General features: G+C 74.4%; 31 protein-coding genes. 14 read left to right on the forward strand and 17 right to left on the reverse strand.

Features of this window, described 5'->3' with window-relative positions; translation table 11 throughout:
- Positions 1 to 101 precede the first annotated feature (101 nt).
- The 5 genes from ACIA8O_RS13900 (at position 102) to ACIA8O_RS13920 (ending at position 4,657) form a co-directional block, all read left to right on the forward strand.
- Positions 102 to 1,277, forward strand: coding sequence for an acyl-CoA dehydrogenase family protein (locus ACIA8O_RS13900; protein ID WP_396293923.1), 1,176 nt, complete (start codon positions 102 to 104; stop codon positions 1,275 to 1,277).
- Positions 1,278 to 1,365: 88 nt separating this feature from the next.
- Complete coding sequence (locus ACIA8O_RS13905) at positions 1,366 to 1,746, forward strand: hypothetical protein (RefSeq protein WP_396293924.1); 381 nt, start codon at positions 1,366 to 1,368, stop codon at positions 1,744 to 1,746.
- 163 nt (positions 1,747 to 1,909) lie between these two features.
- Positions 1,910 to 2,371, forward strand: coding sequence for a hypothetical protein (locus ACIA8O_RS13910; protein ID WP_396293925.1), 462 nt, complete (start codon positions 1,910 to 1,912; stop codon positions 2,369 to 2,371).
- A gap of 121 nt (positions 2,372 to 2,492) precedes the next feature.
- A complete protein-coding gene (locus tag ACIA8O_RS13915) occupies positions 2,493 to 3,740 on the forward strand; it encodes a multidrug effflux MFS transporter (protein WP_396293926.1) in 1,248 nt (415 codons plus the stop codon).
- Between the two features lie 419 nt (positions 3,741 to 4,159).
- Positions 4,160 to 4,657 carry an SsgA family sporulation/cell division regulator gene (locus ACIA8O_RS13920; RefSeq protein WP_396293927.1) on the forward strand — a complete coding sequence of 166 codons (498 nt, stop codon included), beginning with the start codon at positions 4,160 to 4,162 and terminating at the stop codon, positions 4,655 to 4,657.
- Positions 4,658 to 4,680: 23 nt separating this feature from the next.
- Here the strand turns inward: ACIA8O_RS13920 and ACIA8O_RS13925 are convergent, their stop codons facing one another.
- A complete protein-coding gene (locus ACIA8O_RS13925) occupies positions 4,681 to 5,712 on the reverse strand; it encodes a hypothetical protein (protein WP_396293928.1) in 1,032 nt (343 codons plus the stop codon).
- Between the two features lie 447 nt (positions 5,713 to 6,159).
- Between ACIA8O_RS13925 and ACIA8O_RS13930 the strand changes: the two genes are divergently transcribed.
- Complete coding sequence (locus ACIA8O_RS13930) at positions 6,160 to 6,708, forward strand: transglycosylase SLT domain-containing protein (protein WP_396293929.1); 549 nt, start codon at positions 6,160 to 6,162, stop codon at positions 6,706 to 6,708.
- 60 nt (positions 6,709 to 6,768) lie between these two features.
- On the opposite strand, the gene ACIA8O_RS13935 is transcribed toward ACIA8O_RS13930, so the two are convergent.
- The 7 genes from ACIA8O_RS13935 to ACIA8O_RS13965 all read right to left on the reverse strand — a co-directional run bounded on the left by ACIA8O_RS13935 (position 6,769) and on the right by ACIA8O_RS13965 (position 12,343).
- Complete coding sequence (locus ACIA8O_RS13935) at positions 6,769 to 7,707, reverse strand: ABC transporter substrate-binding protein (protein ID WP_396293930.1); 939 nt, start codon at positions 7,705 to 7,707, stop codon at positions 6,769 to 6,771.
- A gap of 66 nt (positions 7,708 to 7,773) precedes the next feature.
- Positions 7,774 to 8,454 carry an ABC transporter permease gene (locus tag ACIA8O_RS13940; RefSeq protein WP_396293931.1) on the reverse strand — a complete coding sequence of 227 codons (681 nt, stop codon included), beginning with the start codon at positions 8,452 to 8,454 and terminating at the stop codon, positions 7,774 to 7,776.
- On the reverse strand, positions 8,451 to 9,122 hold the full coding sequence (locus ACIA8O_RS13945) for an ABC transporter permease (RefSeq protein ID WP_396293932.1): 672 nt from the start codon (positions 9,120 to 9,122) through the stop codon (positions 8,451 to 8,453). The genes ACIA8O_RS13940 and ACIA8O_RS13945 overlap by 4 nt, the downstream gene beginning before the upstream one ends.
- A complete protein-coding gene (locus ACIA8O_RS13950) occupies positions 9,115 to 10,185 on the reverse strand; it encodes an ABC transporter ATP-binding protein (protein ID WP_396293933.1) in 1,071 nt (356 codons plus the stop codon). The genes ACIA8O_RS13945 and ACIA8O_RS13950 overlap by 8 nt, the downstream gene beginning before the upstream one ends.
- A 139-nt stretch (positions 10,186 to 10,324) precedes the next feature.
- The gene (locus ACIA8O_RS13955; protein ID WP_396293934.1) at positions 10,325 to 10,813 is read right to left on the reverse strand and encodes a rhodanese-like domain-containing protein; all 489 of its coding nucleotides are present in this window, start codon (positions 10,811 to 10,813) and stop codon (positions 10,325 to 10,327) included.
- Positions 10,810 to 11,307, reverse strand: a complete 498-nt coding sequence (locus ACIA8O_RS13960; RefSeq protein ID WP_396293935.1) for a cysteine dioxygenase — start codon at positions 11,305 to 11,307, stop codon at positions 10,810 to 10,812. The genes ACIA8O_RS13955 and ACIA8O_RS13960 overlap by 4 nt, the downstream gene beginning before the upstream one ends.
- Before the next feature lie 322 nt (positions 11,308 to 11,629).
- Positions 11,630 to 12,343 (reverse strand): hypothetical protein, encoded by a 714-nt coding sequence (locus ACIA8O_RS13965; RefSeq protein WP_396293936.1) that lies wholly within the window; start codon positions 12,341 to 12,343, stop codon positions 11,630 to 11,632.
- 170 nt (positions 12,344 to 12,513) lie between these two features.
- Here ACIA8O_RS13965 and ACIA8O_RS13970 point away from each other — a divergent pair, with 170 nt between their 5' ends.
- Positions 12,514 to 12,780: a GlsB/YeaQ/YmgE family stress response membrane protein gene (locus tag ACIA8O_RS13970; RefSeq protein WP_345279203.1), complete on the forward strand. Its 267-nt coding sequence runs from the start codon at positions 12,514 to 12,516 to the stop codon at positions 12,778 to 12,780.
- A gap of 72 nt (positions 12,781 to 12,852) precedes the next feature.
- Here the strand turns inward: ACIA8O_RS13970 and ACIA8O_RS13975 are convergent, their stop codons facing one another.
- The 5 genes from ACIA8O_RS13975 to ACIA8O_RS13995 all read right to left on the reverse strand — a co-directional run bounded on the left by ACIA8O_RS13975 (position 12,853) and on the right by ACIA8O_RS13995 (position 16,228).
- The gene (locus ACIA8O_RS13975; protein WP_396293937.1) at positions 12,853 to 13,740 is read right to left on the reverse strand and encodes an ADP-ribosylglycohydrolase family protein; all 888 of its coding nucleotides are present in this window, start codon (positions 13,738 to 13,740) and stop codon (positions 12,853 to 12,855) included.
- 95 nt (positions 13,741 to 13,835) lie between these two features.
- Positions 13,836 to 14,420: a TetR family transcriptional regulator gene (locus tag ACIA8O_RS13980; RefSeq protein ID WP_396293938.1), complete on the reverse strand. Its 585-nt coding sequence runs from the start codon at positions 14,418 to 14,420 to the stop codon at positions 13,836 to 13,838.
- 46 nt (positions 14,421 to 14,466) lie between these two features.
- Positions 14,467 to 15,471 carry an aldo/keto reductase gene (locus ACIA8O_RS13985; protein ID WP_396293939.1) on the reverse strand — a complete coding sequence of 335 codons (1,005 nt, stop codon included), beginning with the start codon at positions 15,469 to 15,471 and terminating at the stop codon, positions 14,467 to 14,469.
- A 62-nt stretch (positions 15,472 to 15,533) separates the two neighbouring features.
- Entirely contained in the window at positions 15,534 to 15,953 is a 420-nt protein-coding gene (locus ACIA8O_RS13990) for a (4Fe-4S)-binding protein (RefSeq protein WP_396293940.1), read from the reverse strand.
- The gene (locus ACIA8O_RS13995) at positions 15,953 to 16,228 is read right to left on the reverse strand and encodes a GNAT family N-acetyltransferase (RefSeq protein WP_396293941.1); all 276 of its coding nucleotides are present in this window, start codon (positions 16,226 to 16,228) and stop codon (positions 15,953 to 15,955) included. Before ACIA8O_RS13995 ends, ACIA8O_RS13990 begins: the two co-directional genes overlap by 1 nt.
- A 587-nt stretch (positions 16,229 to 16,815) precedes the next feature.
- Here ACIA8O_RS13995 and ACIA8O_RS14000 point away from each other — a divergent pair.
- Positions 16,816 to 18,186 (forward strand): M20/M25/M40 family metallo-hydrolase, encoded by a 1,371-nt coding sequence (locus ACIA8O_RS14000; protein WP_396293942.1) that lies wholly within the window; start codon positions 16,816 to 16,818, stop codon positions 18,184 to 18,186.
- A gap of 121 nt (positions 18,187 to 18,307) precedes the next feature.
- Here the strand turns inward: ACIA8O_RS14000 and ACIA8O_RS14005 are convergent, their stop codons facing one another.
- Together ACIA8O_RS14005 and ACIA8O_RS14010 are read right to left on the reverse strand one after the other, a co-directional pair.
- Positions 18,308 to 18,928: a DinB family protein gene (locus ACIA8O_RS14005; RefSeq protein ID WP_396293943.1), complete on the reverse strand. Its 621-nt coding sequence runs from the start codon at positions 18,926 to 18,928 to the stop codon at positions 18,308 to 18,310.
- Between the two features lie 57 nt (positions 18,929 to 18,985).
- Complete coding sequence (locus tag ACIA8O_RS14010) at positions 18,986 to 19,552, reverse strand: YdeI family protein (protein ID WP_396293944.1); 567 nt, start codon at positions 19,550 to 19,552, stop codon at positions 18,986 to 18,988.
- A gap of 271 nt (positions 19,553 to 19,823) precedes the next feature.
- On the opposite strand from ACIA8O_RS14010, the gene paaA reads away from it, so the two are divergent.
- Genes paaA through paaE form a run of 5 tightly spaced genes read left to right on the forward strand, consistent with a single transcriptional unit; the run spans position 19,824 to position 23,526 of the window.
- The gene (gene paaA / locus ACIA8O_RS14015) at positions 19,824 to 20,777 is read left to right on the forward strand and encodes a 1,2-phenylacetyl-CoA epoxidase subunit PaaA (protein ID WP_396293945.1); all 954 of its coding nucleotides are present in this window, start codon (positions 19,824 to 19,826) and stop codon (positions 20,775 to 20,777) included.
- Positions 20,774 to 21,061 (forward strand): 1,2-phenylacetyl-CoA epoxidase subunit PaaB, encoded by a 288-nt coding sequence (paaB, locus tag ACIA8O_RS14020; RefSeq protein WP_396293947.1) that lies wholly within the window; start codon positions 20,774 to 20,776, stop codon positions 21,059 to 21,061. The genes paaA and paaB overlap by 4 nt, the downstream gene beginning before the upstream one ends.
- Positions 21,062 to 21,073: 12 nt before the next feature.
- Positions 21,074 to 21,955 carry a 1,2-phenylacetyl-CoA epoxidase subunit PaaC gene (gene paaC / locus ACIA8O_RS14025; protein ID WP_396293949.1) on the forward strand — a complete coding sequence of 294 codons (882 nt, stop codon included), beginning with the start codon at positions 21,074 to 21,076 and terminating at the stop codon, positions 21,953 to 21,955.
- Between the two features lie 5 nt (positions 21,956 to 21,960).
- On the forward strand, positions 21,961 to 22,449 hold the full coding sequence (paaD, locus tag ACIA8O_RS14030) for a 1,2-phenylacetyl-CoA epoxidase subunit PaaD (RefSeq protein ID WP_396293950.1): 489 nt from the start codon (positions 21,961 to 21,963) through the stop codon (positions 22,447 to 22,449).
- 3 nt (positions 22,450 to 22,452) lie between these two features.
- Positions 22,453 to 23,526, forward strand: coding sequence for a 1,2-phenylacetyl-CoA epoxidase subunit PaaE (gene paaE, locus ACIA8O_RS14035; protein ID WP_396293951.1), 1,074 nt, complete (start codon positions 22,453 to 22,455; stop codon positions 23,524 to 23,526).
- A 37-nt stretch (positions 23,527 to 23,563) separates the two neighbouring features.
- Here paaE and ACIA8O_RS14040 read toward each other — a convergent pair whose 3' ends face one another.
- Positions 23,564 to 24,631, reverse strand: coding sequence for an FAD-dependent oxidoreductase (locus ACIA8O_RS14040; RefSeq protein ID WP_396293952.1), 1,068 nt, complete (start codon positions 24,629 to 24,631; stop codon positions 23,564 to 23,566).
- An 89-nt stretch (positions 24,632 to 24,720) separates the two neighbouring features.
- Here ACIA8O_RS14040 and ACIA8O_RS14045 point away from each other — a divergent pair, with 89 nt between their 5' ends.
- Positions 24,721 to 25,821 (forward strand): M20 family metallopeptidase, encoded by a 1,101-nt coding sequence (locus tag ACIA8O_RS14045; RefSeq protein ID WP_396293953.1) that lies wholly within the window; start codon positions 24,721 to 24,723, stop codon positions 25,819 to 25,821.
- Between the two features lie 66 nt (positions 25,822 to 25,887).
- On the opposite strand, the gene ACIA8O_RS14050 is transcribed toward ACIA8O_RS14045, so the two are convergent.
- Positions 25,888 to 26,259, reverse strand: coding sequence for a YbjQ family protein (locus ACIA8O_RS14050; protein ID WP_396293954.1), 372 nt, complete (start codon positions 26,257 to 26,259; stop codon positions 25,888 to 25,890).
- Between the last annotated feature and the right edge of the window lie 41 nt (positions 26,260 to 26,300).

The raw sequence follows: 26,300 nt of genomic DNA on the forward strand, positions 1-26,300 counted from the left end.
AGTGTCTCGCATCCTGCCAGGTCCCCGTCACGCCGGTGTTACGCGATACTGCGTGCGCACCCTGACGTCCTGACGCCTTGATCCGTACGCGAGGAGACACCATGGCAGGCACCCCCCTCGATCCGGCCGACCTGCTCGCGGTCGGCGAGCTGCTCACCGACGAGGAGCGGCTGATCCGCGACACCGTACGGAAGTTCGCGGACGACCGCATCCGCCCGTACGTCGGTGAGTGGTTCGACCAAGGGGTCTTCCCCGCCAAGGAGTTGGCGCCCGAGCTCGGGAAGCTCGGTGTGCTCGGCATGCACCTGGAGGGCTACGGCTGCACCGGCTCGACGGCCGTCGAGTACGGCGTCGCCTGCATGGAGCTGGAGGCGGCCGACTCCGGCCTGCGCAGTTTCGTCTCGGTCCAGGGCTCGCTGGCCATGCGCTCGATCCACGCCTTCGGCTCGGAGGAGCAGAAGCAGCGCTGGCTGCCCGAGATGGCGGCCGGCCGGGCGATCGGCTGCTTCGGCCTGACCGAGCCGGACTTCGGCTCCGACCCGGCCAACATGCGCACCCGGGCCCGCCGCAAGGGCGACGACTGGGTGCTCAACGGCAGCAAGATGTGGATCACCAACGGCTCCATCTCGGACGTCGCCGTGGTCTGGGCGCAGACCGAGGAGGGCGTGCGGGGCTTCCTGGTGGAGCGCGGCACCCCCGGCTTCACCGCCAACGACGTGCACGGCAAGCTCTCGCTGCGGGCCTCCGTCACCAGCGAGCTGGTCTTCGACGAGGTCGTCCTCCCGGCCGACGCGGTGCTCCCCGGCGTGACCGGCCTGCGCGGCCCGCTCTCCTCGCTCGGCGAGGCCCGCTACGGCATCCTCTGGGGCACCGTCGGCGCGGCCCGGGACTGCTACACCACCGCGCTGGAGTACGCCAAGAGCCGCATCCAGTTCGACCGGCCCATCGCCGCCTTCCAGCTGACGCAGCAGAAGCTGGTCGAGATGATGCTGGAGGTGGAGAAGTCCTACCTGGTGGCCCACCGGATCGGCCGGCTCAAGGACGCCGGGCAGTGCCGCCCCGCGCACATCAGCTTCGGCAAGCTCAACAACGTCCGCACCGCGATCGAGGTGGCCCGCTCGGCCCGCACGATCCTGGCGGCCAACGGCATCACGGTGGAGTATCCCGTCCTGCGCCACGCCAACAACCTGGAGTCGGTGCTCACCTACGAGGGCACCTCGGAGATCCACACCCTGGTGCTCGGCGAGACCATCACGGGCGAGGCCGCCTACCGCTGACGGGCCGTCGAATTCGGTGGCGGCCCCCGTGACCTGCGCCTACGGTGGGGGCCGCCCACGGAAACCCGAGCAGGAGAGGAGCGGTACGTTGACCGGGACCACCACGCACACCACCACGCTGTGGCGCCCCACCGGCCCGAAGGAGCTGGCGCTCGTCGAGGCCTCCGGCAGGCGCGCCTGGCCGCCCCGCCTGCCGGACCAGCCGATCTTCTACCCGGTGATGAACGAGGACTACGCCGTCCGGATCGCCCGGGACTGGAACGTGCCCGCCTCCGGCGTCGGCTACGTCACCCGCTTCGAGGTGGAGACCGACTTCCTGGCCCGCTACCCCGTCCGGCAGGCGGGCGGGCGGACCATCCTGGAGCTCTGGGTGCCGGCCGAGGAGCTCGACGAGTTCAACCGCCACATCGTCGGCCCGATCGAGGTGGTCCGCGAGTTCCGCCCCGGCGGCGAGGTCCCGCGCACCTGACGGACCGTCGTCCCCCACGCGACCCCGCCGACCCCTGAGGGTCGGCGGGGTCGCGTACGTCCCGGGGTGGAGACGGGAGCGGTACCTCGTGCTGACCGTCCGGCGCGCGCGGCCGGACAGGATGGGGAGCGCAAGCGGTCGGACGAGCGTGAGGAGCGGCGGCATGGGTGTCGCGGGCAGGGTGACGGCAGTGGTCGTGGCGGCGGGCGCGGTGGTGACCGCCGGGGCGGTGGTCGCGGTGCCGATGGCGCGGGACTGGGCCGAGAGCCGCCACCGGCAGCAGGCCGCGTACGACACCGGGGCGGCCGCCAAGCAGGACCGCGTCTCGGTGCCGCGCTGGCTGCCCGACGGGGCGACCCAGGTCTCGTACCTGATGTCCACCACCGGCGGCGACCGGCTGATCCGGGCCACCGTGCCCGGCGGGACGGCCCCGACGGAGTGTCGGGCCGGACGGCCGGACGGCCCGGTGAACCTGAGTGCCTCCTGGTTCCCGGACGAGGCGGTGGCCCGGGCCGACCTGCGCTGCGGGCTCTACAACGTCGCGCTGATCGGCGACCAGCTCTACGGCTGGCAGGACGACGCCGTGGTGGTCGCCGCCCGCAAGGCCGGGACCACCATCGAGTGACGGCGGTGGACCGCGGGGGTCGTACGGCGCTCCGACCTGGAGCAGTCACGGGGGGCGGGTACCGGCGAAGGGTTCGGGTGCGATAGGACAGGTGGCACCCGACCACTCGCGAGGAGCCCCATTGACCACCGGCACCGGTTCCATACCCGGGACCACGACCAGCGACGCCATACCCACGGCGGCGCCCAGCAAGGCCACCATCGTCGTGCTCGGCAGCCTCTGCGCCCTCGGTCCGCTCACCACCGACCTCTACCTCCCCGCCATCCCCTCCCTCGTCGAGGACCTGAACTCCACCGCCCCGTCGGTCCAACTCACCCTGACCGCCTCGCTGTTCGGCCTGGCCGTCGGCCAGCTGCTGTTCGGCCCGCTGAGCGACCGGCTCGGCCGCCGCCGCCCGCTGCTGGCCGGGATGGCGCTCTACACCCTGGCCACCGTGGTCTGCGCGCTGGCCCAGTCGGTCGCCCTGCTGGTCACCGGCCGCTTCCTCCAGGGCCTGGCCGGCGCGGCCGGCCTGGTGATCGCCCGGGCCATCGCCCGCGACCGGTACGAGGGCGTGGCGATGATCCGCTTCATGGCCTCGCTCGGCCTGATCAGCGGACTGGCCCCGATCTTCGCGCCCGCGGTCGGCGCCCAGCTGCTGCGCGTCACCGACTGGCGCGGCTCCTTCCTCGCCCTGGTGGTCTTCGGCGCGCTGCTCACCCTCGGGGCGATGTTCCTGCTCCGGGAGTCGCTGCCGCCCGAGCAGCGGCACGGCGACGGCCTCGGCACCACCTTCCGGGCGATCGGCGGCCTGCTCAAGGACGCCCCCTTCGTCGGCTACGTGCTGACCAGCACCTTCAGCTTCGGCGCGCTCTTCGCCTACGTCGGCGGTTCCTCGGTGGTGCTCCAGACCGAGTACCAGATCTCCCCGCAGACCTACAGCCTGGTCTTCGCGGTCAACTCGCTCGCGGTGGTGGGCTTCGGGCAGCTGAACGGGCGGGTGCTGGTGCAACGCCTGCGGATGGACACCCTGATGCTGGTCGGCCTCTCGGCCGCGGCCCTGGCCGGGACGGCGCTGATCCTCTTCACCTCCGTCTGGCACCTCGGCCTGCCCGCGGTCTGGCCCGCCCTCTTCCTGCTGATGGCCGGGATGGGCATCGTGCTCCCCAACTCCTCGGCCCAGGCGCTCACCATGGCACCGCACGCGGCGGGTTCGGCCTCGGCACTGCTCGGGGTCGGGACGTTCACCTGCGGTGCGCTGGTCGCTCCGCTCAGCAGCCTGGGCGGGCGGCCGTCGATGACGCTGCTGGGCGTGGTGGTGGTCGGCTGCGCGGGGTCGGCGCTGGCCGCCTTCGCCCTGTTCTGCCGTCCGTGGCGGCGCCCGGCCTGAGGCCCGGCCCGATGCTCTGCCTGACAGCTTGTCAGGAAGCCCCACGATCGAGTGAGTGTCCTCCGGGTGGCGGAGATCGTTGTTCCGGTTGTGAGTGTTGACCGGGGTATCGGCGCCAGCTTTGAAGAAACGATTCTGCTTCTGGACTGCCCGATCTTCGCCGACCTGGTCGGTCGGTGGCGGCGGGCGGGACGGGCGGTGCCGGGCGAACCGGACCGCGAGTGGCAGTCCCTGACCACCCCACCCGTCTTCCGCATCCGACCACCGGGGCAGCCGGGCCCGCCGGGCCAGGCGCCACCGGGGCCGACGGGGCCGGGGCAGTCGCTCCCCGGGCCGCAGCCCGCCGCCGCAGGAGGCCCCGGCCATCCGGGCGGTACGGGCCGCCCGGGCGGGCCCGGCTACGCGGGGGCGGTGCGGCGATGACCCACCGCAGCGCACCCCGCGTGCCCGCCCAACGCACCAGCGCCGGCGGCTGCGTCATGCCACTGGCCCTCTCCCTGGTCGCCGGGCCCGGCCTCCGCGTCCCCGTCGCCGCCTGCCTGCGCTACTCGGCGGCCGACCCGTACGCGGTCCACCTGGACTTCCACCTCGGACAGGGCATGCCCGTCCGCTGGACCTTCGCCCGCGAGCTGCTGGCCACCGGCCTGCACGGCTGGGCCGGCACCGGCGACGTGTCCGTCTTCCCCGGCACCGACCAGGACGTCCGCAGTACCTGCCTCTCCCTCGACGGCGACACCGGCACCGTCCTGCTGCTCGCCCCCACCCCCGCCGTCACCACCTTCCTCGCCCACACCGACCGTCTCGTCCCACCCGGCACCGAACTCCGCCACGTCGACCTCGACACCCTCCTCACCCGTCTCCTCGACGGCCCGGCCCCCGGCCTCGGCTGGCGTGACGGTCTCGCCGAGCCGGACTGACCTGCCGTCAGGCGGGGGTGGTGTCAGCGGGTGCCGCGGGCGAGGAGCCGGGTGCGGGCGTGGGCGGCGAAGTCGGGTCCGGCGGCGGTGGCGGTGGGGTCGGCGGTGGTGCCGCCGGGCTTCACGGTGCCGGAGACCGTGTAGTAGGTGTAACGGCCCACGGCGGCATGGGTGTTGGTGCAGCCGTCCGAGGTGCAGTAGGAGATGGCGCCGGCCGGGACGAGGCCCTGGACCTGGCCCTGGTGGGCGGCGGTGGCGGCGTCGGCCTTGGCGCGGTCGGGGAAGACGGCGACGCCGATGGTGACGGCGCTGTTGCCGGAGGTGTAGGTGGCGCGGAGCAGGGTCTGGCAGCCCTGCGGGGTGATCACGTTGCCGAGGCCGCCGGTGGTGGCGTTCCAGCAGGGGGAGGTGGCGGCGGTGGTGAGGCGGGTCCAGGTCCTGCCGCCGACGGTGAGGGTGGTGGCGGGGAAGAGGGAGCCGGGGTCGAGCGGGGCGGTGTCGGTGGCGGCCGAGGAGATGACCGTCAGCGGGTCCGGCGGGGCGGTGCTGCCCGGCGGGGCCGGGGGTGCCGGGGGCGCCGAGGAGTTGGGGGCGCTCGGGGTGGGGGTCCGCTTGGGAGAGGCGGAGGGCGTGGCCGAAGGGGAAGGCGCAGTGGAGGCGGAGGGGGAGGCCGAGGGGGAGGTGGCGGGAGTGGGGGTGCTGTCCGGTGACGGGGCGTCGGCCGGGGTGGAGGGGGCGGCGGCGGCCTGGGCCGCGGCGGGGGGAGCGGCGGGGGGAGCGGTGGGCCCGGCGCCGCGGCTCAGGAGGACCGCCGTGGTGGTGATGGCACCGACCAGCAGGACGGCCCCGGCGACGGCTCCGCCGTTGCGGAGCCGTCTGCGGCGGCGCCGACGCTGCTCGTGCTGGTCGGCGAGCGCGGACCAGTCGGGCTCGGTGGCGTCCGGTCGGGCCCAGCCGTTGGCGGCGACCGGCGGACCGAAGGAGGGGAAGGCCGGGGGCGGTGCGTCCGGACCCGGTGTGCGCTGCGGCTGCCGACCTGTCTCCCCGTTGCTCATGAGCCGTGATCCTAGGGGATTCGAACGTCGGAACGCGTACCGGATCGGGTACGGAGCGTGGCGGAGGGCGTGAGGCGGGCCACAGTGGAATCGAAGGCGGGGCGGGCGCCGAACGGCGGGTTCGGCGTGCGGGGCGGCGGCGGGAGGGCGAAGGCGCAGGCCGTACTACGACGGTGCGTCGTAGGTGGAGCCCTTGATGGCAGGTAGGGGCGGCGTTAAGACTGGTGGAGTCGCAAGGCGCTCCCGCCAGTCGCACCGGCCACCCGCCAGGGTCCGGGCCGGTCCGGGGGAGCGTACCGTCCGGCGTCCGGTGCAGACCGGGGCGCTCACGGCCGGTGGTGCGGCTGCCCCGGGGAACGGCGATCGGCCGACCGGGCAGCGAGGCACCCCGAGCCGGTCCACACGATTGAGGTAGTCCTCGCCATGCGTAGTTCCCTCCTTGCCGTCATGCGCCGTCGCACCGCCCTGGTGGTGGCCTCCGCCGGGCTGGCGACCGCCTGCGCCGCCTCCGTGGTGGCCGTGGCGCTCCCGGAGGAGAAGGCCTCCGCCGCGACGGTGGAGGTCACGCACGTCCCGGAGCCGCAGCAGCAGCCCCAGCAGGCCGCGACGGAGCAGCCGCAGGAGCAGCCGAAGCAGGAGCAGCAGGAGGCGGCCGCCTCCCGCTCCGAGCAGCGCTCCGACCTCTCCGCGGCCACCCGCGCCACCTCGCCGAGCGCCGTCAAGGAGCTGGCCCGCGACCTCGTCCCGGCCGCCCAGTTCGCCGCGTTCAGCAGCATCATCAGCCACGAGAGCGGCTGGAACGTCAAGGCCACCAACGCCTCCTCCGGCGCCTACGGCCTGGCCCAGGCCCTGCCGGGCTCCAAGATGGCCTCGGTCGGCGCCGACTGGAAGACCAACCCGGCCACCCAGATCAAGTGGGCGCTGAAGTACATGAACGACCGCTACGGCAGCCCGAACGCCGCCTGGGCGTTCTGGCAGACCCACCACTGGTACTGAGACCGGGGAACGCGTCAGCCCCGCACCCCCTCTGCGCAAGGGTGCGGGGCTGACGTGTGCTCAGACCAGGCCGTTGGCCTTCAGCCAGTCCTTGGCGACCGCCGACGGGTCCTCCTTGTCGACCGCGACGCGCTTCATCAGCGCGGTGAGGCCGGGGGTGTCGAGCTTGGCGGAGACGGCGTTGAGCGCGGCCGTCGCGGTGGCGTCCACGCCGGCCTTGTTGACCAGGGGCAGCACGTTCTGGCTGGAGAACACCGACTTGGGGTCGGCCAGCGGGACCAGCTTCAGGGTGACCACCTTGGGGTCGGTGGTGAAGACGTTGCCGATCTGGATGCTGCCGTCCTTGATGGCGTTGGCGGTGGTCTCGCCGGTCGGCTTCCACTCCTTGAAGGTCAGGCCGTAGGCGTCCTTGAACTGCTGCTCGCGGCGGCTCTTGAACTCCGGCGGGCCGCCGATCACGAAGTCGGCGGACTTGCCGGCCAGGTCGGCGATGGACTTGAGACCGAGCTTGTCGGCGGTCTCCTGGCTGACCGTCAGCGAGTCGTTGTCCTGGGCGGCGGAGGCGTCGAGCACGGTCAGCTCGGCCGGCAGGGTGGTGTGCAGGGCGGCGTTGACCGCCTCGGTGCCGCCGGTCAGGGCCGGGCTCTTGGGGTCGAGGTAGCCGAGCAGCGCGCCGTTGTACTCGGGCAGCACGGTCAGGCCGCCGCTCTTCAGCTGGCCGTAGAGGATCTCCCGGCTGCCGACGTTGAACTTCTCCTCCACCTTCACGCCCTTGGCCTTGAGGGCCTGCGAGTAGATGGAGGCGAGCAGCACGTTCTCCGGGAAGTTGGCCGAGCCGACCACGACGGTCTTGCCGGAGGCCGCGGACGAGCCCGCGGACGAGCCCCCGGTGCTCGGGGTGGAGGCGGCCAGCGGGTCGCCGCCGCCGGAGGAGCCGCAGGCTGCCACGCCCAGCAGGAGCGCGGTGGCCGTGACGGTGCGGAGCAGGCGGGTGGTCATGGAAGTTTCCTTCATGGCAGGTTGAGTAGGGAATGACGTGCCGGTGGTGCGGTCGGTGGGCCCGGTTCAGCCCGCGGGCCGGCGGGCCGGGCGGCTGCCCGGTGGCAGCGAGCAGCGGATGAGCAGGGCGAAGAGCAGTTGGGCGGCCAGGGCGAGCGCCACCACCAGCACCGCGCCGCCGGCCACCACGTAGTACTTGCGCAGCGCCAGCCCGTCGATCACGTAGCGGCCGAGGCCGCCCATCCCGACGTACGCGGCCACGGTGGCGGTGGCGATCACCTGGATGGTGGCGGTGCGCAGTCCGGCCAGCAGGCTGGGCAGGGCGGCGGGGACGCAGACCTGGAACAGGACCTGGCGGTGGGTCAGGCCGATCCCCCGGGCGGCGTCGCGCAGTTGGGGGTCGGTGCCCCGGACGCCCTCGACCGCGCCGACCAGCAGGGGCGGGACGGCCAGCACCACCAGCGGGATGACGGTGGAGGCCTTGCCGACTCCGGCCAGCAGGACCACCAGGGTGACCAGGCCGAGGGTCGGCACGGCCCGGGCGGTGCCGGTCAGCGCCGTCACCAGGACGGTACCCCGGCCCAGGTAGCCGAGCAGCAGCCCGAGCGGGACGGCCAACAGCACGGCCCAGGCCAGCGATTCGGCGGTGAAGGCGAGGTGCTCGGCCAGCCGGTGGGCGATGGCGTCCGGGCCGCTGCGCTGGGCCGGGTCGGCGAAGAAGGCGCGCAGCCAGTCGATCCAGTTCACCGGAGCCCGCCTTCCCGGTGCGCGGTCCAGGGGGCGAACAGCCTCAGCAGGAGCAGCAGCAGGCCGTCCATCAGCAGGGCGAGCAGCACCACCAGCGCGATCCCGGCCAGGATCGGGGTGGTGAAGGTCCGTTGGAAGCCGTCGATGAAGAGGTAGCCCAGTGCACCCCGCCCGATCAGCGCGCCGACCGCCGCCATCGAGATCGAGGACACCGTGGCGACCCGCAGTCCGGCCATCAGGTACGGGACGGAGGCGGGCAGTTCGACGGCGGCCAGCCGGCGCCAGGGGCCGTAGCCCATCGCGGTGGCGGCCTGCCGGACGGAGTCCGGGGTGGCTCGCAGCCCCTCCACGGTGGTGGGCAGCATCAGTGCCACCACGTAGCAGGTGAGCGGGATCATCACCGTGGGGGTGGCGGCCAGTCCGGTGTACGGCACCAGGATCACGAAGACCGCCAGGGCGGGCAGCGCGTACACCGCGTTCAGCACCACGGCGAAGGGCTGGTAGATCCGCGGGTGGCGAGCGCAGAACAGGCCGAGCGGCACCGCCAGCAGCAGGCCGAAGAGCACCGGCGGCAGCGCCAACAGGGCGTGGTCCAGCGTCAGTTGCGCCAGGTAGCCGAGGTGGTCGGCGAGCCAGCCCCAGCGGATCAGCGGTTCGTCGTCAGGCACCGTCGGCCCCCGCGTTCGCAGCGGTGGGCGCCGGCTCGACGGCCGGGCCGAGCGCGGCCAGCACGGCGGCCCGGTCGGCGGTGCCGGTGGCGCGGCCCCCGTCGTCCAGCACCACGGCCAGCCCGGCGGGGGAGAGGACGGCGGCGTCCAGCGCGGTGCGCAGGGTGTCGGTGGCGGGGTGGAAGCCGAGCGCGGGGTGGGCGGCGTACTTCGGGTGCCGCCACTCGGACGGGCGGCCGACGGCGTCCAGTTGGAGCAGCCAGCCGTCCGCGCCGGTCCGTTCGGCGAGCGGGACGGTGGCGACCGCGCCGGCCGGGCGCAGGCCCAGGCCGCGCAGGCCCCGGTCGCGGCCCAGGAAGGTGGCCACGTCGTCGTCCGCCGGGGCGGTCAACAGGGTGTGCGGGTCGGCGAGTTGGGCTATTCGGCCGTGCTCGCGCAGTACCACCACCTGGTCGCCCAGCCGGACGGCCTCCTCGATGTCGTGCGTCACGAACAGTACGGTCTTGTGCAACTCGCCCTGCAGGCGCAGCAGTTCCTCCTGGAGCCCGGCCCGCACCACCGGGTCGACCGCGCTGAACGGCTCGTCCATCAGCAGCACCGGCGGGTCGGCCGCCAACGCCCGGGCCACGCCCACGCGCTGCTGCTGCCCGCCGGAGAGCTGGTGCGGGTAGCGTCTGGCGCTCTCCGGCGGCAGGCCGACCAGCTCCAGCAGTTCGGCCGCCCGGGCCCGGGCCCGCTTCTTGTCCCAGCCGAGCAGGTAGGGGACGGTGGCGACGTTGTCGATCACCCGGCGGTGCGGGAAGAGCCCCGCCTGCTGGATCACGTAGCCGATGCCCCGGCGCAGCTTCGCGGCGTCCAGCCCGGCCACGTCGGCGCCGTCCAGCAGCACCCGCCCGCCGGTCGGCTCGACCATCCGGTTCACCATCCGCAGGATGGTCGTCTTGCCGCAGCCGGACGGGCCGACCAGCACGGTGATCCGGCCGGCGGGCACCTCCAGGTCCAGGCCCTCGACGGCGACCGTGCCGTCGGGGTGGCGCTTGGCCGCGCCGTCGAATCTGATCACGGGGTAGCAGTTCCTAGTCGTGGCGCCCGGGCCCCGGGCGCCAGTTGATGGCCGATCATGAGGACACTGGCCCCTGCCCTGCCCGCCCGGAGGGTAAACCTGCGGTCGGACAGAGCATGGCTGGTCAGGTGCCGTCCCGTCAGGCCGAAGGGGACCGGTCGGGTGATACTTCGTCAGGTCGTGGACGGCCCTCCGCGAGGATCCGGGCCTCGTCCAGCGAGGGGGTGCCGCCCGGGGCGGTGGGCAGCCCGGCAGCGGCCCAGGCCTGGAAACCGCCGTCCAGGTCGGTGGCCCTCGGCAGTCCGATCTCGCGCAGCGCGGCCGCCGCCAGGCTGGAGGCGTACCCGGCCGAGCAGAGCACGATCACCTCCAGCTCCGGCCCGGTGGCCTGCGGGATGCGGTGGCTGCCGTCCGGGTCGAGCCGCCACTCCAGCACGTTCCGCTCGATCAGCAGCGCGCCCGGGATCTCGCCCTCCCGGGCCCGCTGCGCCTGCGGACGGATGTCCACCAGCAGGGCGCCGAGCCGGTGCGCCTCCAGCGCCTCGGCCGGGCCCGGGCGGTGCACACCGGCCCGGCTGCGCTCCAGCAGCCCGTCGATCCCGCCGTGACCGGGGAGCAACTCGCTCACGCCCACTCCTCCTTGCGCTCGTACGCGGTCTGCACCAGGCCGCCGGCGCGCAGCTCGTACCGGGCCATCTCGCTCAACGGGGGCGAGTAGGCGTGGATGGTGACCGCCGGGCCGTTGCCGGTGTTGCGCACGTCGTGCAGGAAGTCCGGGCCGAAGGAGCGCACCGTTCCGGCGCTCAGGTTCCGCACCTGGAGGTCGTGTTCGGGCCCGGCCAGGGAGAGCTCGGCCAGCTCGCCGAGCGCCACGGTGAACGCCCCGCGCGAGCCGCCGTGGCCGTGGAAGCCGGTGGACTGGCCGGGCAGCCAGCTGATCAGCCAGACCTCGTGGTCCTCGGTGAGCGCCAGCCGCTCGTACCAGCGGTGTTCGGCGGAGAGCCGCACCCGGGGCAGCCAGCCGGCCGGGCGTTCGGCCAACTCGCTGACGATGGTCCGGAGTTCGGTGAGGGAGAGTGGCTTGGCGGTGCCGTGCGGGGCGTGGTCGAGCTCGACGGTCATGGCGGTCCTCGGGTAGCCGAAAGCGGCCGGCCCATGCGGTGGCCGACCGTGAAGGCGGAGCTGTGTGCGGGTGACGCGGGGCGTGCCGCGGCCCTGGAGGTCTTCACAGGGCGGAGGAGGGGTGACGCGAAGGGTCGGATCGCGTCAGCAGGCACACATGTCGCTCGCCTGGCGTCGCAGGTCGACGTGCAGGCGGCAGACCAGGGTGGTGCCGGTGTCCATGGGAGTGATCCTGACGGCGGACGGGGACGGAGTCAAGCACGTCCCGCCTGATGAGAGCGGCGCCGGACCGCCCGGGAGGACGGTCCGGCGGCCCGGAGGCTCAGGCGGTGCTTTCCCCGCCGAGGCCGAGGTCGGCGAAGTCCACCGTCCACGCGGGCGGCGGCTCGACCGGCTCGACCGGGAAGCCGTACGTGGAGAAGGTGAGCTCGTAGTACTCCGAGTTGCTGCCCGAGCGGACCAGCAGTGGAACGGGAGCGGCGGTGTCGGAGAGCTCCACCAGGGCGCCGTGCCGGTCGGTCAGCCGGATCCGGCCCTCGCCGCCGCCGTCCCGGCGCAGCTGCCCGGGGTCCTGGAAGGCCCGGGTCAGCGTGGCGTGCCGGATGACGGTCCGGCAGAAGAAGCCGGCGGCGGGGTAATCGTCGGCCGTGAAGCGGACGTAGGCCTCCGCCAGGCGCAGGTCACCGGGGGGTGTGCGGCCGGTCATGCCCTTCGTCCAGTAGCGGTCGGCGATCTGGATCAGCACCATCCGACCGCCGTCGTCCGTCTCGAGGTCGTGGGTGCACCGGCTGCCGTCCAGCTTGACCGAGACCGTGCCGGTCACCCGCCGGCCCGTCACCAGGCCGTCGATCCGGGCGGTGACGGTGCCCCGGGCGGCCGCGTTCCGCCCCGCCAGGCTCGCCGGCTCCGGGGCGGACAGCCCCGCGGCGGCGGAGGAGGGGGCGGCGGGCGGTGCGGGCGACGGGCCGGCCTGGGTGCAGGCGGTGGCCGCCAGGACGAGGGCGGCCGGCAGGGCGCGGAGACGGAACGGTGCCACGGTGCTTCCCCCCGGAAAGCTGGGACGGTGTCAGGTGGCCAGCATGGCAGATGAGTTGAACGCGTTCAAATTAACGTCGGGTCAGTCCGGGGAACCCACGCGGCGGTTGGCGCGTCCTCCTCCACGGACCGCCGCGCATGGGCGGTGACGGGGAAGGGCAGGACCACACCATGGGCATCATCAGTTGGATCATCCTCGGCCTGGTGGCCGGGGCCATCGCCAAGTTCATCCTGCCGGGGCGCGACCCGGGCGGGATCGTCGTCACCACGCTGATCGGCATCGCCGGCTCCTTCGTCGGCGGCTGGCTCTCCAGCGCCGTCCTGGACCGGCCGGTCGCCACCAGCTTCTACGACCCGGCCACCTGGATCGCCGCGATAGCGGGCTCCTTCGTGCTCCTGGTCGCCTACCGCATCCTGTTCGGCAACTCCCGGGACTGAACGCACCCGGACAGCACCGCGCCCCGGCACCGGATCACTCCGGTGCCGGGGCGCGGCGTCGTTCACGGACCGTCAGAGGCCGTGCGGCAACTCCTCGCGGGCCGCCCACCACTCCTCGGGCACCTGGCCCAGGCCGGTGCGCCCGGCCACCACCCCGGCGGTGATCGCGCAGGTGGTGTCCATGTCGCCCCACCCCTCCAGGGTCCGCCAGATCGCCTCCGGCAGGAGGTCCAGCCACCGGGCCGCCGACCAGAGGGCGAACGGCACCGTGTCCGGCGCGGAGATCTGCCGGCCGGAGCCCAGCACCACGGAGGCGTGCCGCACCGAGGTCCCCTCCGGGAGCCGGGCGGCGACCAGCAGGCCGGAGCGCACGTCGCTCTCCGGCAGGTGGCCGGCCACCTCGGTGAGGAAGTCGGCCGGCGCCGGCGCGGCCCCGCCCCGGCAGCGCACGGCCAGCGCCGTCGCCACCGCCACGGCGACCGCCCCGGCCACCGCCTCCGGGTGGAAGTGGGTGACCAGCGCGGAGCGCCGGGCCTGCTCGGCGGCCTCCGCCAGGTCCCGGGCGAACCAGGCCCCCAGCGGGGCGACCCGCATCGCGGCGCCGTTCCCCCAGGAGCCCTGGCCCTCGAACATCGACGAGGTGACGCTCCGCCAGTCCGCCCCGTCCTGGATCGCCCGGAGCACCTGGTGCATGGACGGACCGTACTTCCGACCCGGGTACGCGGTGTACTCGGCGGCGAAAGCGGCCGCCAGCGCGTCCGGCTCCACCTCGCCGTACTCGGTGAGGTGACGGAACAGCACCACGGCCATCGCGGTGTCGTCGGTCCAGTGCCAGGGCGCCGGGCGCACCCGGCGGGACGTCAGCTCGGCGGCCGCCTCGTCGGCACTCACCTGGAACCAGCGGTCGCCGAAGGCGTCGCCGAGGGCCAGGGCGTGCAGGCTCTCCAGGGGTACGGACATGGGTCGGCTCTCCTTCGGGACGCGGTGGTCGGGAGCGACCATCGTCCCGGCCCGGGGTACCGCCCGGCGACCGAATATCCGGAGGTGACGGCCCGTCAGGCCGCCAGGCCGGAGAGCAGCAGCGCCCAGACCGCCTCGAAGTCGGCCTCGCAGCGCGGGTCGGACCACTCGCCTGCGTGGGCCGGGTCGTGGAAGTGGGCGGTGGCCTGGAAGACCGCCCGGGCGGTGGCGTCGGCGTCCATCGGGCGGAACTCGCCGGTGCGGACGCCGTCCGCCAGGATCACCGCGATCTGCGCGGCCAGGGTGTCGACGTGCTCCTCGACCGTACTGGAGAGCTCGCCGACCAGGGTGAGGTAGGTCGCGAACAGCTCCGGGTCGTCGGTCGCCTTGTGCCGCTTGGCCGCGAAGAGCGTGGCCAGCCAGCGGTGCAGCCGTTCGGCGGCCGGGCCCGGGTCGGCGGTGACCGCCGCCAGCTCGTGGTGGGCCTGGTCCAGCCAGCGCTGGGTGACGGCCTCGCGCAGCGCGGCCTTGCTGGGGAAGTGCCGGTAGACGCTGCCGTGGCTGACGCCGAGCGCCCGGGCGATGTCCACCACCGTGGCCTTGGCGGGCCCGTACCGCCGCAGCACGTCCTCGGCGGCGCTGAGGATCTGCTCGGAGGTCAGGGCGCTGTCGCTGGTCACGGTCTTCCTCTGCTCGGGGGTGACGGCGGCTCAGCCCGCGCGGCGGTCAGTGCTCGCTGTCGAGGTGGGCCATCTGTGCCGCAGCGTACCTGTCCCCGGCGGCGGAACCGGCCGGGACGGCCGCCTCGATCGCGGCCAGGTCCTGCGCGGTCAGCTCCAGCTGCCGGGCGCCGAGCGCCTCGGCCAGGCGGTCCCGGCGGCGGGCGCCGACCAGCGGCACGACGTCCGCGCCCCGGGAGGCGACCCAGGCGATGGCGACCTGTGCCACGGTGGCGCCCTTGGCCTCGGCGATGGCGCGCAGCTGCTCGACCAGGCGGAGGTTGTGGGTGAGGTTCTCGCCCTGGAAGCGCGGGCTGAAGCCGCGGAAGTCGGTGGCCGCCATCTCCCGCTGCCCGGTCCAGTGGCCGCTGAGCAGGCCGCGGGAGAGCACGCCGTAGGCGGTCACGCCGATGCCCAGCTCGCGGGCGGTGGGCAGGATCTCCGCCTCGATGCCGCGGGAGAGCAGGGAGTACTCGATCTGCAGGTCGCTGATCGGGTGGACGGCGGCGGCCCGGCGCAGGGTGTCGGCGCCGACCTCGGAGAGGCCGATGTGCCGGACGTAACCGGCCTTCACCAGCTCGGCGATGGCGCCGACGGTCTCCTCGACCGGCACGTCCGGGTCGAGCCGGGCCGGGCGGTAGACGTCGATGTGGTCGGTGCGCAGGCGGCGCAGGGTGTAGGCGAGCGCGGTCTTGGTGGCGGCCGGGTCGGCGGCGTAGCCGAGCCAGCTGCCGTCCGGGCCGCGCTGGGCGCCGAACTTGACGCTGATCTGGACGGAGTCGCGGTCGCGGCCGCGCAGGGCGTCGTGCAGCAGCAGCTCGTTGTGGCCCATGCCGTAGAAGTCGCCGGTGTCCATCAGGGTGACGCCCGCGTCCAGGGCGGCGTGGACGGTGGCGATCGACTCGGCCTCGTCGGCCGGCCCGTAGAGGTCGGACATGCCCATCAGGCCGAGGCCGAGGGCGGAGGTCTCCGGGCCGGTGGCGCCGAGGCGGGTGCGGGAGGTGGTGGTCATCAGGTGCTCCAAGGGAAGGCGGGGGCAACTGATGTCAACTATGGCATGAGGGATGACAGATTTCAATATCTGTCAGTCGTCTCCTTCTTCTCGCTCTCCCCGCACTCCCCGGAGCGGTCGCAGTACGGGGCCCCGGCGGTGCGGCCGCAGCCGCAGAGCATGGCCCGGGTGGCCGCCCGCTCCCCGATCCGCAGCTCGCCGCGGAGCAGCAGGCGGCCGTCCCCGGTCCGGGTCACGGTGGTCGGGCGGTCCGGGGCCTCGGCGCCGCCCGGGGTGAGCAGATAGGTGAGCGCGCCGGTCGGGCAGCGCCGCACCACCGCGGCGACCACCTCCGGCGCCGCCGCGCCCGGGGTGATCCAGGGGCGGCGGCCGGTGTCGAAGACCTCGGGGAGTCCGCCCACGCACTCGGCGGCGTGGCGACAGAGTCCCGGGTCGAAACTGACGGAGACCCCCTCGGCCCGGTACTCCTTCGCGGGGGCCATCAGTCGCTCACCCGGCTCTGGTTCTCGTAGGCGAGGTCGGCGTACTCGGGGTGCCTGAGCATCCACGCCTTGATGAAGGGGCAGGTGGCCAGCACCGGCAGCCCGCGCCGGCGCGCGTCGTCCAGCGCGGCCCTGGCCAGCAGCCCGCCGATGCCCTGGCCCTCGAAGCCCGGGTCCACCACGGTGTGCGGGTAGACCACGAGCCGGTCGTTGCGGATGTACTCGGCGAATCCGGCCAGCTCCCCGGCCACGGTGGCCTCGAACCGGCCGTTCATCTCCACGTCATGTACCCGGACTGCTTCTGACATTGTCGGCCCCTTGGTCGGACTCGGATGACGGGTGGTCAAATCGGGACGAATCCCACCCTATGCGCGCGGCGGCCCCGGACGACGGCACTGGTGCCAAAGGCTGACCCTCCGTCACCCATCAGGTGTGGATCGGGCCCTGGACGGCGCGGTTCGCGGCGCGGGTAGCGCATTGCGGGTCCATGGTGGAGGGGAGCGCGGCCCCGGCCGATCCGGGCCGGGAGCGCCCCGGAAGGCGGCTGGCCCCGGCCTGCCGCCGGTGCGGGGAGCGCCGGGCCACTCGCAGGGGAACGAACGAATCTTCTAGGCTCGCCTCGCGGCTTCCCCCGTGCCGGTGCCCGTCCGCACCGGCACGCGGGAGCCGCCGTCCCACGGGCCCCGGGCCGAGCCGGGGTCACCGGACCGAGCGAGGAGGACGCAGTGTTGCCCAGCCCGAGGCCGCTCCACCTGCCCTGCCCCGAAGGCGCCCGGCGCGCCGGGGCCACCACCCCACGACGCCGACTCCACCCGACGGCGGGTCAGGCGTCGAGTACCGGCAGCGGTCGGGGAGGCGAGCGATGACCACCCAGTCCGCCCCCGGCCCGCTGCCCTCCCTGGAACTCGACCGCCCGGCCGACGAGCGTGCGGCCGAGGGCCGCCCCGTCGAGACCCGCCCCGCTGAGCCCCGTACCACTGAGACCCGCACCGTCAGGAACCGTCCGGCCGAGGGTCGCCCCGCCGAGACCGATCCCGCCGGGAGCCGCCCCGCCGAGGCCGCCGACACCGGCGCGCTGCCCGGCCTGCCGGCCGCCCTCCGCTCCCGGGCCGACAGCCTGGCCGGACCGGTCCGCCGCCGGATCGCCGAGCTGGCCCGGATGGAGTCGCCGACCAGGGACACCGTCCGACTCAACCAGCTGGCCGAGGAGTTGGCCGCCGGGTACGCCGCCACCGGCGCCACCGTGCGGCGGGTGCCCAACGAGGCCGGCGACCACCTGGTGCTGGACTGGGCAGGCCGGCGCGAGGACCTCGCCCCGGTGCTGATCGTCGGCCACCACGACACCGTCTGGCCGGTCGGGACCCTCGCCGACTGGCCGGTGGAGGAGCGGGACGGGGCGCTGACCGGCCCCGGTGTGCTGGACATGAAGGGCGGACTCGCCCTGGTCGAGGGCGCGTTGGCGCTGCTGGCCGACCTCGGGCAGCGCCCGCACCGGCCGGTCCGGCTGGTGGTGGTCTCCGACGAGGAGCTCGGCAGCCCGGACGGGCGCCGCCTGGTGGAGCGTCAGCTCAGCGGCGCCGCCGCCGTGCTGGGCCTGGAGCCGCCGCACCCCGACGGCCGGCTGAAGACCGCCCGCCGCGGCAGCAGCCGGGTCCGGCTGACCGTCACCGGCAAGGAGTCGCACGCGGGCAACGACGCCGCGCTCGGGGTCTCCGCGGTGGACGAGCTGGTCGACCAGCTGGTCGCCGTCCGGGGCCTGATCTGCCACCCCGACGCCGAGCTCAACGCCGGCCGGATCCTCGGCGGCACCCGGGCCAACGTGGTGGCCGGCCGGGCCGAGGCCGAACTCGGCCTGCGCTTCTCCACCCCCGAGGCGCAGAGCCGCACCCTGGACACCCTGGCCCGGCTCACCCCGCTGCGGCCCGGCGCCAAGGTCCGGGCCGAGGTGGTCTCCAGCCGCCCGACCTGGCCGGTCCGCACCGGCGACCCGCTGCTGCGGCACGTCCGTTCGCTGGCCGCCGCCCTCGGCCAGCAGCTCGACGGCGCCCCGGCCGGCGGCGCGGGCGACACCAACGCCGCCGGCGCCCGCGGCCTGCCCACCCTGGACGGCCTCGGCGCGGTCGGCGCCGGCCCGCACGCCCGCCACGAACACATCCGCACCGACCTGCTGGCCCCCCGGATCGCCCTGCTCGCCGCCCTGCTCGCGGTCCCGCTGCCCAGGCTGCGCGGCTGACCGTCCCTCAGGGCCCGTCTTTCCCACCAGGCGGGCCCCGAGGGGTGCGTCAGCGTGCTCGCCCCCTCGTCCCTCCCGCTCTCCTCGCCGAGAAGGCGGGCCCGCAGGGCGCATCAGCGTGTCAGCGCGTGGAGTACCGGTACAGGTCGCGCAGCAGGGCGACCTCGGCGCCGTGGTGCAGCAGCTCCTGGTTCACCCACCAGACGATCTCGACGAACGGCTCCTCGGCGTCCCCGCCGTACGGGTAGGTGCAGTACCCGACGGTGTCCAGCGCGGCGTCGTCCGCCGCCAGCAGGGTGTTCCGCCAGGCCGTCGCGGCCGCCTCGAAGTCGGCCACCGCCTCCGCCGCCGTGCCCGGCACCGGCAGGTCGTCACGGTCCAGTGCGCGGGTGCCGTCGGTGTGGTCGGAGCGCAGCCACAGCATCTCGGTGAGGTGGCACAGCCGCCAGGCCAGCGTGGTGAACGGCGTCGGCTCCGGGTGCGGCCACGGCGCCGAGTCCCGCCCCCACGCGCCCCCGCCGACCAGGAACCCGGCCGCCTCACCCGGCCCCTCCGACCGCCGCCGCACCGACCAGCAGCGCGGCACCGGCTCCCAGAGGTACTCCTCGTCGGTCATCGTCACCACCGCGACGTCCAGCCCGTTCCCGCTGTTCACCGTCGGCCCGGCCATCCGGTCGGTCAGCCGCTTGTGGGCGAAGTCGAACTGGGCGAGGAGGGGCGCCATGCGCTGAGTGACCGTCATGCCGCGCACCCTTACACGCCCGGCGCTCCGCCTGCGACCGTTTTTCCCGACGGCCCGTCAGCCCCCGCCCAGCTGCCGCAGCGCCCGCTCCAACCGGGAGGCCCGGCTCTTCGGGGTGAGCGCCTGGAGCAGCGGCAGCATCAGCTGGTACCGCGCCGTCCGGTCCAGCGCCTCGAACGCGGCCGCCGCCGCCGGGTCCTCCGCCAGCGCCGCCGCCAGCTCCGGCGGCACCGCGGCAGTGCTCGCCGGCGGGTACGCGCCCGCCCAGCGGCCGTCCTGCCGTGCCCGCTCCACTTCGGCCAGCCCCGGCCCGCGCATCCGCCCGGCGGCGGTCAGCTCGGCGACCTTCTCCACGTTCACCTGCGACCAGAGGCTGCGCGGCCGCCGCGGCACGTACCGCTGGAGGTACCACTGCCCGTCCAGCGACCGCCGCTGCCCCGACACCCACCCCCAGCACAGCCCGACGTCCACCAGCTCCTGCTCCGTCACGGACGGAACCCCGGCCCCCTTCTTCGCCACCTTCACCCACACCCCGGCCGCCCGCCCGTGGTGCTCCACCAGCCACCCCTCGAACGCCGCCCCGTCCGCGAACACGACGACCTCGACCCCGTCCAGCTGCTCCATCCGCCCAGGCTAACGCCGAGGACTGACGGACCGTCGGAAAGGAGAGTGCGGGGGGTGGGTCGCGATGTCGACGGAGTCCGAGCCGGAGCCGGGACTGCCTCCACCCCCCGTAGCCGCGAGCCCCGAGGGCGCTCCGTCCGGCCGATGCGCAGCACCGTAGCGGGACCCACCGACAGGCCGGCGCGGCCGTGCGGCGGGCCGCCCTTGTCAGGGGAGGTGGGTGGGCTGCACACTGGTACCGACCGAACGGTCAGTCGGGAGGTGGGTTGCGGTGACGGTGGCCGATGCGGGTGAGGCCTTGGCGGGGCGGTTCGAGGCCGTGGTGGCTGCGGACCAGCGGGTCGAGCCGAGGGACTGGATGCCGGAGGCGTACCGGGCGACGCTGGTGCGGCAGATCGCGCAGCACGCGCACTCCGAGATCATCGGCATGCAGCCCGAGGGGAACTGGCTGACCAGGGCCCCCTCGCTGCGCCGGAAGGCGATCCTGCTGGCGAAGGCCCAGGACGAGGCGGGGCACGGGCTGTACCTGTACGCGGCGGCCGAGACCCTCGGGGTCGACCGGGCCGAGCTGACCGAGAAGCTGATCAGCGGGCGGCAGAAGTACAGCTCGATCTTCAACTACCCGACGCTGACCTTCGCCGACGTCGGCGTGATCGGCTGGCTGGTGGACGGCGCGGCGATCTGCAACCAGGTGCCGCTCTGCCGGTGCAGTTACGGGCCGTACGCCCGGGCGATGGTGCGGATCTGCAAGGAGGAGTCCTTCCACCAGCGGCAGGGCTACGAGCTGCTGATGACGCTGATGGGCGGCACCGAGGGCCAGCGGGCGATGGTGCAGGACGCGGTGGACCGCTGGTGGTGGCCGTCGCTGATGATGTTCGGCCCGCCGGACGGCGACTCGCCGAACACCGCGCAGTCCATGGAGTGGCGGATCAAGCGCCACACCAACGACGAACTGCGCCAGCGCTTCGTCGACATGACGGTGCCCCAGGCGCAGCACCTCGGCGTCACCCTCCCCGACCCGGCGCTGGCCTGGAACGAGGAGCGCGGCGGCTGGGACTTCGGCGAGCCGGACTGGTCCGAGCTCAAGCAGGTGATCAAGGGTCAGGGCCCGTGCAACGCGCAGCGGGTCGAGCGCCGCCGGGCCGCCCACGAGGACGGCGCCTGGGTCCGCGAGGCCGCCCTGGCCCACGCGGCCAAGCAGAGGCAGAAGGAGAACGAGGCATGAGCAAGGCCGACTGGCCGCTGTACGAGGTGTTCGTCCGCCCCCGGCGGGGTCTGAACCACGTGCACGTCGGCTCGCTGCACGCCGCCGACGACCGGATGGCGCTGCTCGCCGCCCGCGACCTCTACACCCGGCGCAACGAAGGCGTCAGCCTCTGGGTGGTGCCGTCGGGCGCGATCACCGCCTCCACCCCGGACGAGCAGGACCCGTTCTTCGCCCCCAGCGGCGACAAGGTCTACCGCCACCCGACCTTCTACGACATCCCCGAGGATGTCCCGCACATCTGACGGGGGAACAGCATGAGCGACGACCACGTGTACCTGAGCCTCGCCGAGGCCGAGGCCGGCCCGGAGGGCGAGGCCCGCTGGGCGTACGGCACCGGCTTCTCCGACCCGCTGCTCGGGGTGGACCGCGCCGTCCCGGAGGGGGTGGACCCGGCCGCGCTGGCCGAGTTCTGCCTGATGCTCGGCGACGACGCGCTGGTCCTGGCCCAGCGGCTGATCGAGTGGTGCACCCGGGCGCCCGAGCTGGAGGAGGAGGTGGCGCTGGCCAACCTCGGCCTCGACCTGCTCGGCCAGGCCCGCCAACTGCTCACCCGCTCCGGCCAGGTGGACGGCACCGAGCGGACCGAGGACGACCTGGCGTACTGGCGCGAGGACCACGAGTTCCGCAACGTCCGCCTGGTCGAGGTCCCGAACGGCGACTTCGCGCACACGGTGGCCCGGCTGCTGCTGTTCTCCACCGCCCGGCTGGCGCTCTTCGAGCGGCTGGCCGGCCACGCCGACCCGGTGCTGGCCGCGGTCGCCGCCCGGGGCGTCAAGGAGCTGGCGTACCACCGCGAGTACGCCGCCGCCTGGACGCTGCGGCTCGGCGACGGCACCGAGTACTCCGCCGAGCGGATGCGGGCCGGGCTGGCGGCGGTCTGGCCGCTGCTGGACGAGCTGTTCACGCCCCACCGGGTGGAGCTGGAGCTCGGGGTGGACGTCTCCGAGCTGCGCGAGCCGGTGCTGGCCACGCTCGCCGAGGTGCTGGCCGGGGCCGGGCTGGAGCTGCCGGAGGCCGCGCCGATGGCGCGGGTCGGCGGCCGGGCCGGGCGGGACGGCGTGCACACCGAGGCGCTCGGGCTGCTGCTGGCCGAACTCCAGGTGGTGGCCCGGGCACACCCGGGGGCGACGTGGTGACCGCCGTGCTGCGTCCCGCCGCCGAGGTCGCCGCCGAGGTGCCCGACCCGGAGCTGCCGATGCTCACCCTGGCCGACCTGGGCGTGCTGGCCGGGGTCGAGCAGCACGGCGACGCCGTCACGGCCTGGCTCACCCCGACCTACTCCGGCTGCCCGGCGGTGGCCGAGATGGCCGCCGACGTGGCCGGGCGGCTGCGGGCCGCCGGGTACCGCGAGGTCGACGTCCGGCTGCGGCTGGACCCGCCGTGGTCCACCGACCTGATCACCGAGGCCGGCCGGGCCAAGCTGGCCGCCGCCGGGATCGCCCCGCCGCACGCCGTCGCCGCCACGTCCCCCGGGCTGCTCACCCTGGGCCGGACCAGGCTCGCGGTGGAGTGCCCGCAGTGCGGCAGCCGGGACACGGAGGAGCTGTCCCGCTTCGGCTCCACCTCCTGCAAGGCGCTCTGGCGCTGCCGCGACTGCCGGGAGCCCTTCGAACGGATCAAGGAGATCTGACCCGTGACCACCACCGCCCCGCGCCGCCTGGCCTTCCACTCGCTGCGGATCGCCGAGCTGGAGCAGCTCTGCGAGGACGCCGTCGCGGTCACCTTCGAGGTGCCGCCGGAGCTCGCCGAGGAGTACGCCTTCAGCCCCGGCCAGACCCTGACGATCCGCCGGATCGTGGACGGGGTGGACGAGCGGCGCTCGTACTCGATCTGCGCCCCGGCCGGGGGAGCGCTGCGGATCGCGGTCCGCGAGGTGCCGGGCGGGCTGTTCTCCCGCTGGCTGGTCCGCGAGGCGGGCGTGGGGACCGAGGTGGAGGTGCTGCCGCCGGTCGGGCTCTTCACCCCCGACCTCTCGGCGCCCGGCACCCACGTGCTGCTGGCGGCGGGCTCCGGCATCACCCCGATGCTCTCCATCGCCGCCTCGGTGCTGGCCGACGGCGTCTCGCAGGTGGTGCTGGTCTACGGCAACCGGCGCAGCGACACGGTGATGTTCGCCGACGAGCTGGCCGACCTGAAGGACCGTCACCTCGGCCGCCTCCAGCTGGTGCACGTGCTCTCCCGGGAGAGCCGCGACGCCGAGCTGCTCAGCGGCCGGCTCGACCCGGAGCGGGTCCGGGCCCTGCTGACGGCCCTGGTGGACGCCCCCGAGGTGGACCACTGGTGGCTCTGCGGCCCGTACGGCATGGTGATCGGCGCCAAGGAGCTCCTGCACGAGCTGGGCGTCCCGGCCGACCGGGTCCACCAGGAGCTGTTCCACGCCGAGGACGAGCCGCTCGCCGAGCGCCCGGAGGAGGAGACCCCGGACGGCGACACCGCCGAGGTCACCGTCGTCCTGGACGGCCGCTCCGGCACCCTCTCGCTCCCGCGCGACCGCTCCATCCTGGACGGCGCCCAGCGCGCCCGCCCCGACCTCCCGTTCGCCTGCAAGGGCGGCGTCTGCGGCACCTGCCGCGCCCTGGTCACCGAGGGCGAGACCACCATGCGCCGCAACTTCGCCTTGGAGGAGAAGGAGGTCGCCGCCGGCTACGTCCTCACCTGCCAGGCCCGCCCGGTCTCCGACAAGGTCACGGTCGACTTCGACCGCTGAGGCCGGTGCCGGTACCGGGGCCTGGGCCGACGGCCGGTCAGGAGGCCGGGACGGGCTCCTGCTCGTGCGGGTCGCCGAGGAGGGTGACGATCTCGTTGGCGGCGGCGCGGCCGGCGCGGTTGGCGCCGACGGTGGAGGCGGAGGGGCCGTAGCCGACGAGGTGGATGCGGGGGTCGTCGGTGGCGCGGGTGCCGGTGAGGCGGATGCCGCCGCCGGGGGTGCGCAGGTGGAGCGGGGCGAGGTGGGCGACCTCGGGGCGGAAGCCGGTGGCCCAGACGATGGCGTCGAAGGGCTCCTCGTGGTCGCCCCAGGCCACGCCGTGCTCGGTGAGGCGGTCGAACATCGGGCGCCGGTGCAGGGCGCCCAGCTCCTCGGCGCGGCGGTACGCGACCGAGGGGCCGAGGCCGGTGACGCTGACCACGCTGCGCACCGGCAGGCCCTCCCGGACCCGCTGCTCGACCAGGGCGACGGCGGCCCGCCCGGACTCGGGGGTGAACGGCCCGTCCCGGTACACCGGTTCACGCCGCGTCACCCAGACCGTCTCGCCGACGGCGGCCACCTCCGAGAGCACCTGGATCGCCGAGGCGCCGCCGCCGACCACCAGCACCCGCTTGCCCGCGAACTCCTCCGGCCCCCGGTAGTCGGCGTAGTGCAACTGACGGCCCGTGAAGTGGCCCGGGTAGAAGGGCAGGAAGGGCCTGGTCCAGGTGCCGGTGGCGTTCACCAGCGCCCGGGCCCGCCACTGCCCGGCGTCGCTGCTCACCAGCAGCCGCCCGTCCGGCAGCGACTCCACGGAGGAGACCCGGACCGGCCGGACCACCGGCAGCGCGTGCCGGGCCTCGTACGCGGTGAAGTAGCCGGGGACCACCTCGCGGGCCGGGGCCAGCGGGTCGGGCTCGGGCAGCTCGAAGTCGGGCAGGTCGTGGAAGCCGTGCACGGTGGCCATCCGCAGCGAGGGGGAGCGGTGGGCCCAGGCACCGCCGGGGGCGTCGTCCGCGTCCAGTACCACGAAGCCGGTGTACGGGGCGAAGCCGCGCCGGCGCAGGTGGTAGGCGGCGGACAGGCCCGCCTGGCCCGCGCCGATCACCACGACGTCGACGTCCACCGTGGTCCCGCTTGCTGTTGCACCGTAAACAGTCACGGTCGTGAAACATCGCCGGGAGAGGAGCTGTTCCCGGCGGATAGTCTCGGGGCATGACGATGCGCAAGGCCGTTCCCGCGAGTGTCGAGGCGATGATCGAGGACCTCGGGAGGCTGGTACGGACCGAATCCCCCTCGGACGACCCGACGGCGCTGAAGGCCTCGGCCGGCGTGGTGGCCGAGATGATCGAGGGCCGCCTGGGCGGGCGGGCCGCGATCGTCGAGCTCGACGGGCTGCCGCACGTCCACTGGTCCGGCGGCGGCGAGCCCGCGGTGCTGGTCCTCGGCCACCACGACACGGTCTTCCCGCTCGGCACCCTGGAGCGCCGCCCGTTCACGGTCGCCGACGGGCGGGCCACCGGGCCCGGCGTCTTCGACATGCTCGGTGGCCTGGTCCAGGCGGTGCACGGCCTGGCCACCCTTGACGACCTGTCAGGGGTCGAGATCCTGGTGACCGCCGACGAGGAGGTGGGCTCCCGCAGCTCGCGGGCGCTGATCGAGGAACGGGCGCTGGCCTGCGGTGCGGTGCTGGTCTTCGAGGGCGCGGCCGACGGCGGCGGGCTGAAGACCGCCCGCAAGGGCACCGGCGGCTTCCACGTCACCGTCACCGGCCGGGCCTCGCACGCCGGGCTGGAGCCCGAGGCCGGGGTCAACGCCCTGATCGAGGCCGCCCACCAGGTGCTCGCCATCGCCGCCCTGGGCCGCCCCGGGCTCGGCACCACCGTCACCCCGACCGTCGCCACCGCGGGCACCGCCGAGAACGTCGTCCCCGCCTCGGCGACCGTCCTGGTCGACGTCCGGGTCGAGACGCGGGACGAGAAGGAGCGGGTGGAGGCCGCCTTCGCGGCGCTGACCCCGTACGTGGAGGGCGCGACGATCGCCGTCTCGGGCGGGATCGGCCGGCCCCCGATGCCCGAAGCCGCCTCCGCCGCGCTGTTCGCGGTGGCCCGGGAGCTGCTCCCCGGGGTCGAGGGCCGGGCGGTCGGCGGCGGCAGCGACGGCAACTTCACCGCGGCGCTCGGCGTCCCGACCCTGGACGGGCTGGGCGCGGTCGGCGGCGGTGCCCACTCCGACGACGAGTACCTGCTGGTCGGCTCCATGGTCGAGCGGGCGGAGCTGGTCGCCGGGCTGGTGCGGGCGATCCGGCGGAACTGACGGACCGTCGGCGGCGGACGGCCCGGCCGTCCGCCGCCGCACGGCCCCGGCCGTCCGCCGCGCGGCTCACTGCACCGGCGAGATCACCACGGCCGTCCCGTACGCGCAGATCTCCGTGCCCAGGTCGGCCGCCTCGGTGACGTCGAAGCGCATCATCAGCACCGCGTTCCCGCCGCGCGCCCTGGTCTGCTCGACCAGCCGCTCCATCGCCTGGTTCCGCGACTCCACCAGGGTCTTGGTCAGCCCCTTCAACTCCCCTCCCAGCATGGACTTCAGCGAGGCGCCGATCTGGGTCCCGATGTGACGGCTGCGCACGGTCAGCCCGAAGACCTCCCCGATCACCCGGTCCACCCGGAAGCCCGGGACGTCGTTGGTCGTGACCACCAGCACGTCGGCGCCCGGGCCCTGCCCGCCGCCGAACTCTTCGAGGTTGCTCATGGTTGCCATCCTGCAACCCGGGGACCGGCCAAGCAGGTGGA

This window comes from Kitasatospora sp. NPDC051853, from assembly GCF_044452665.1.
GTDB lineage: Bacteria > Actinomycetota > Actinomycetes > Streptomycetales > Streptomycetaceae > Kitasatospora.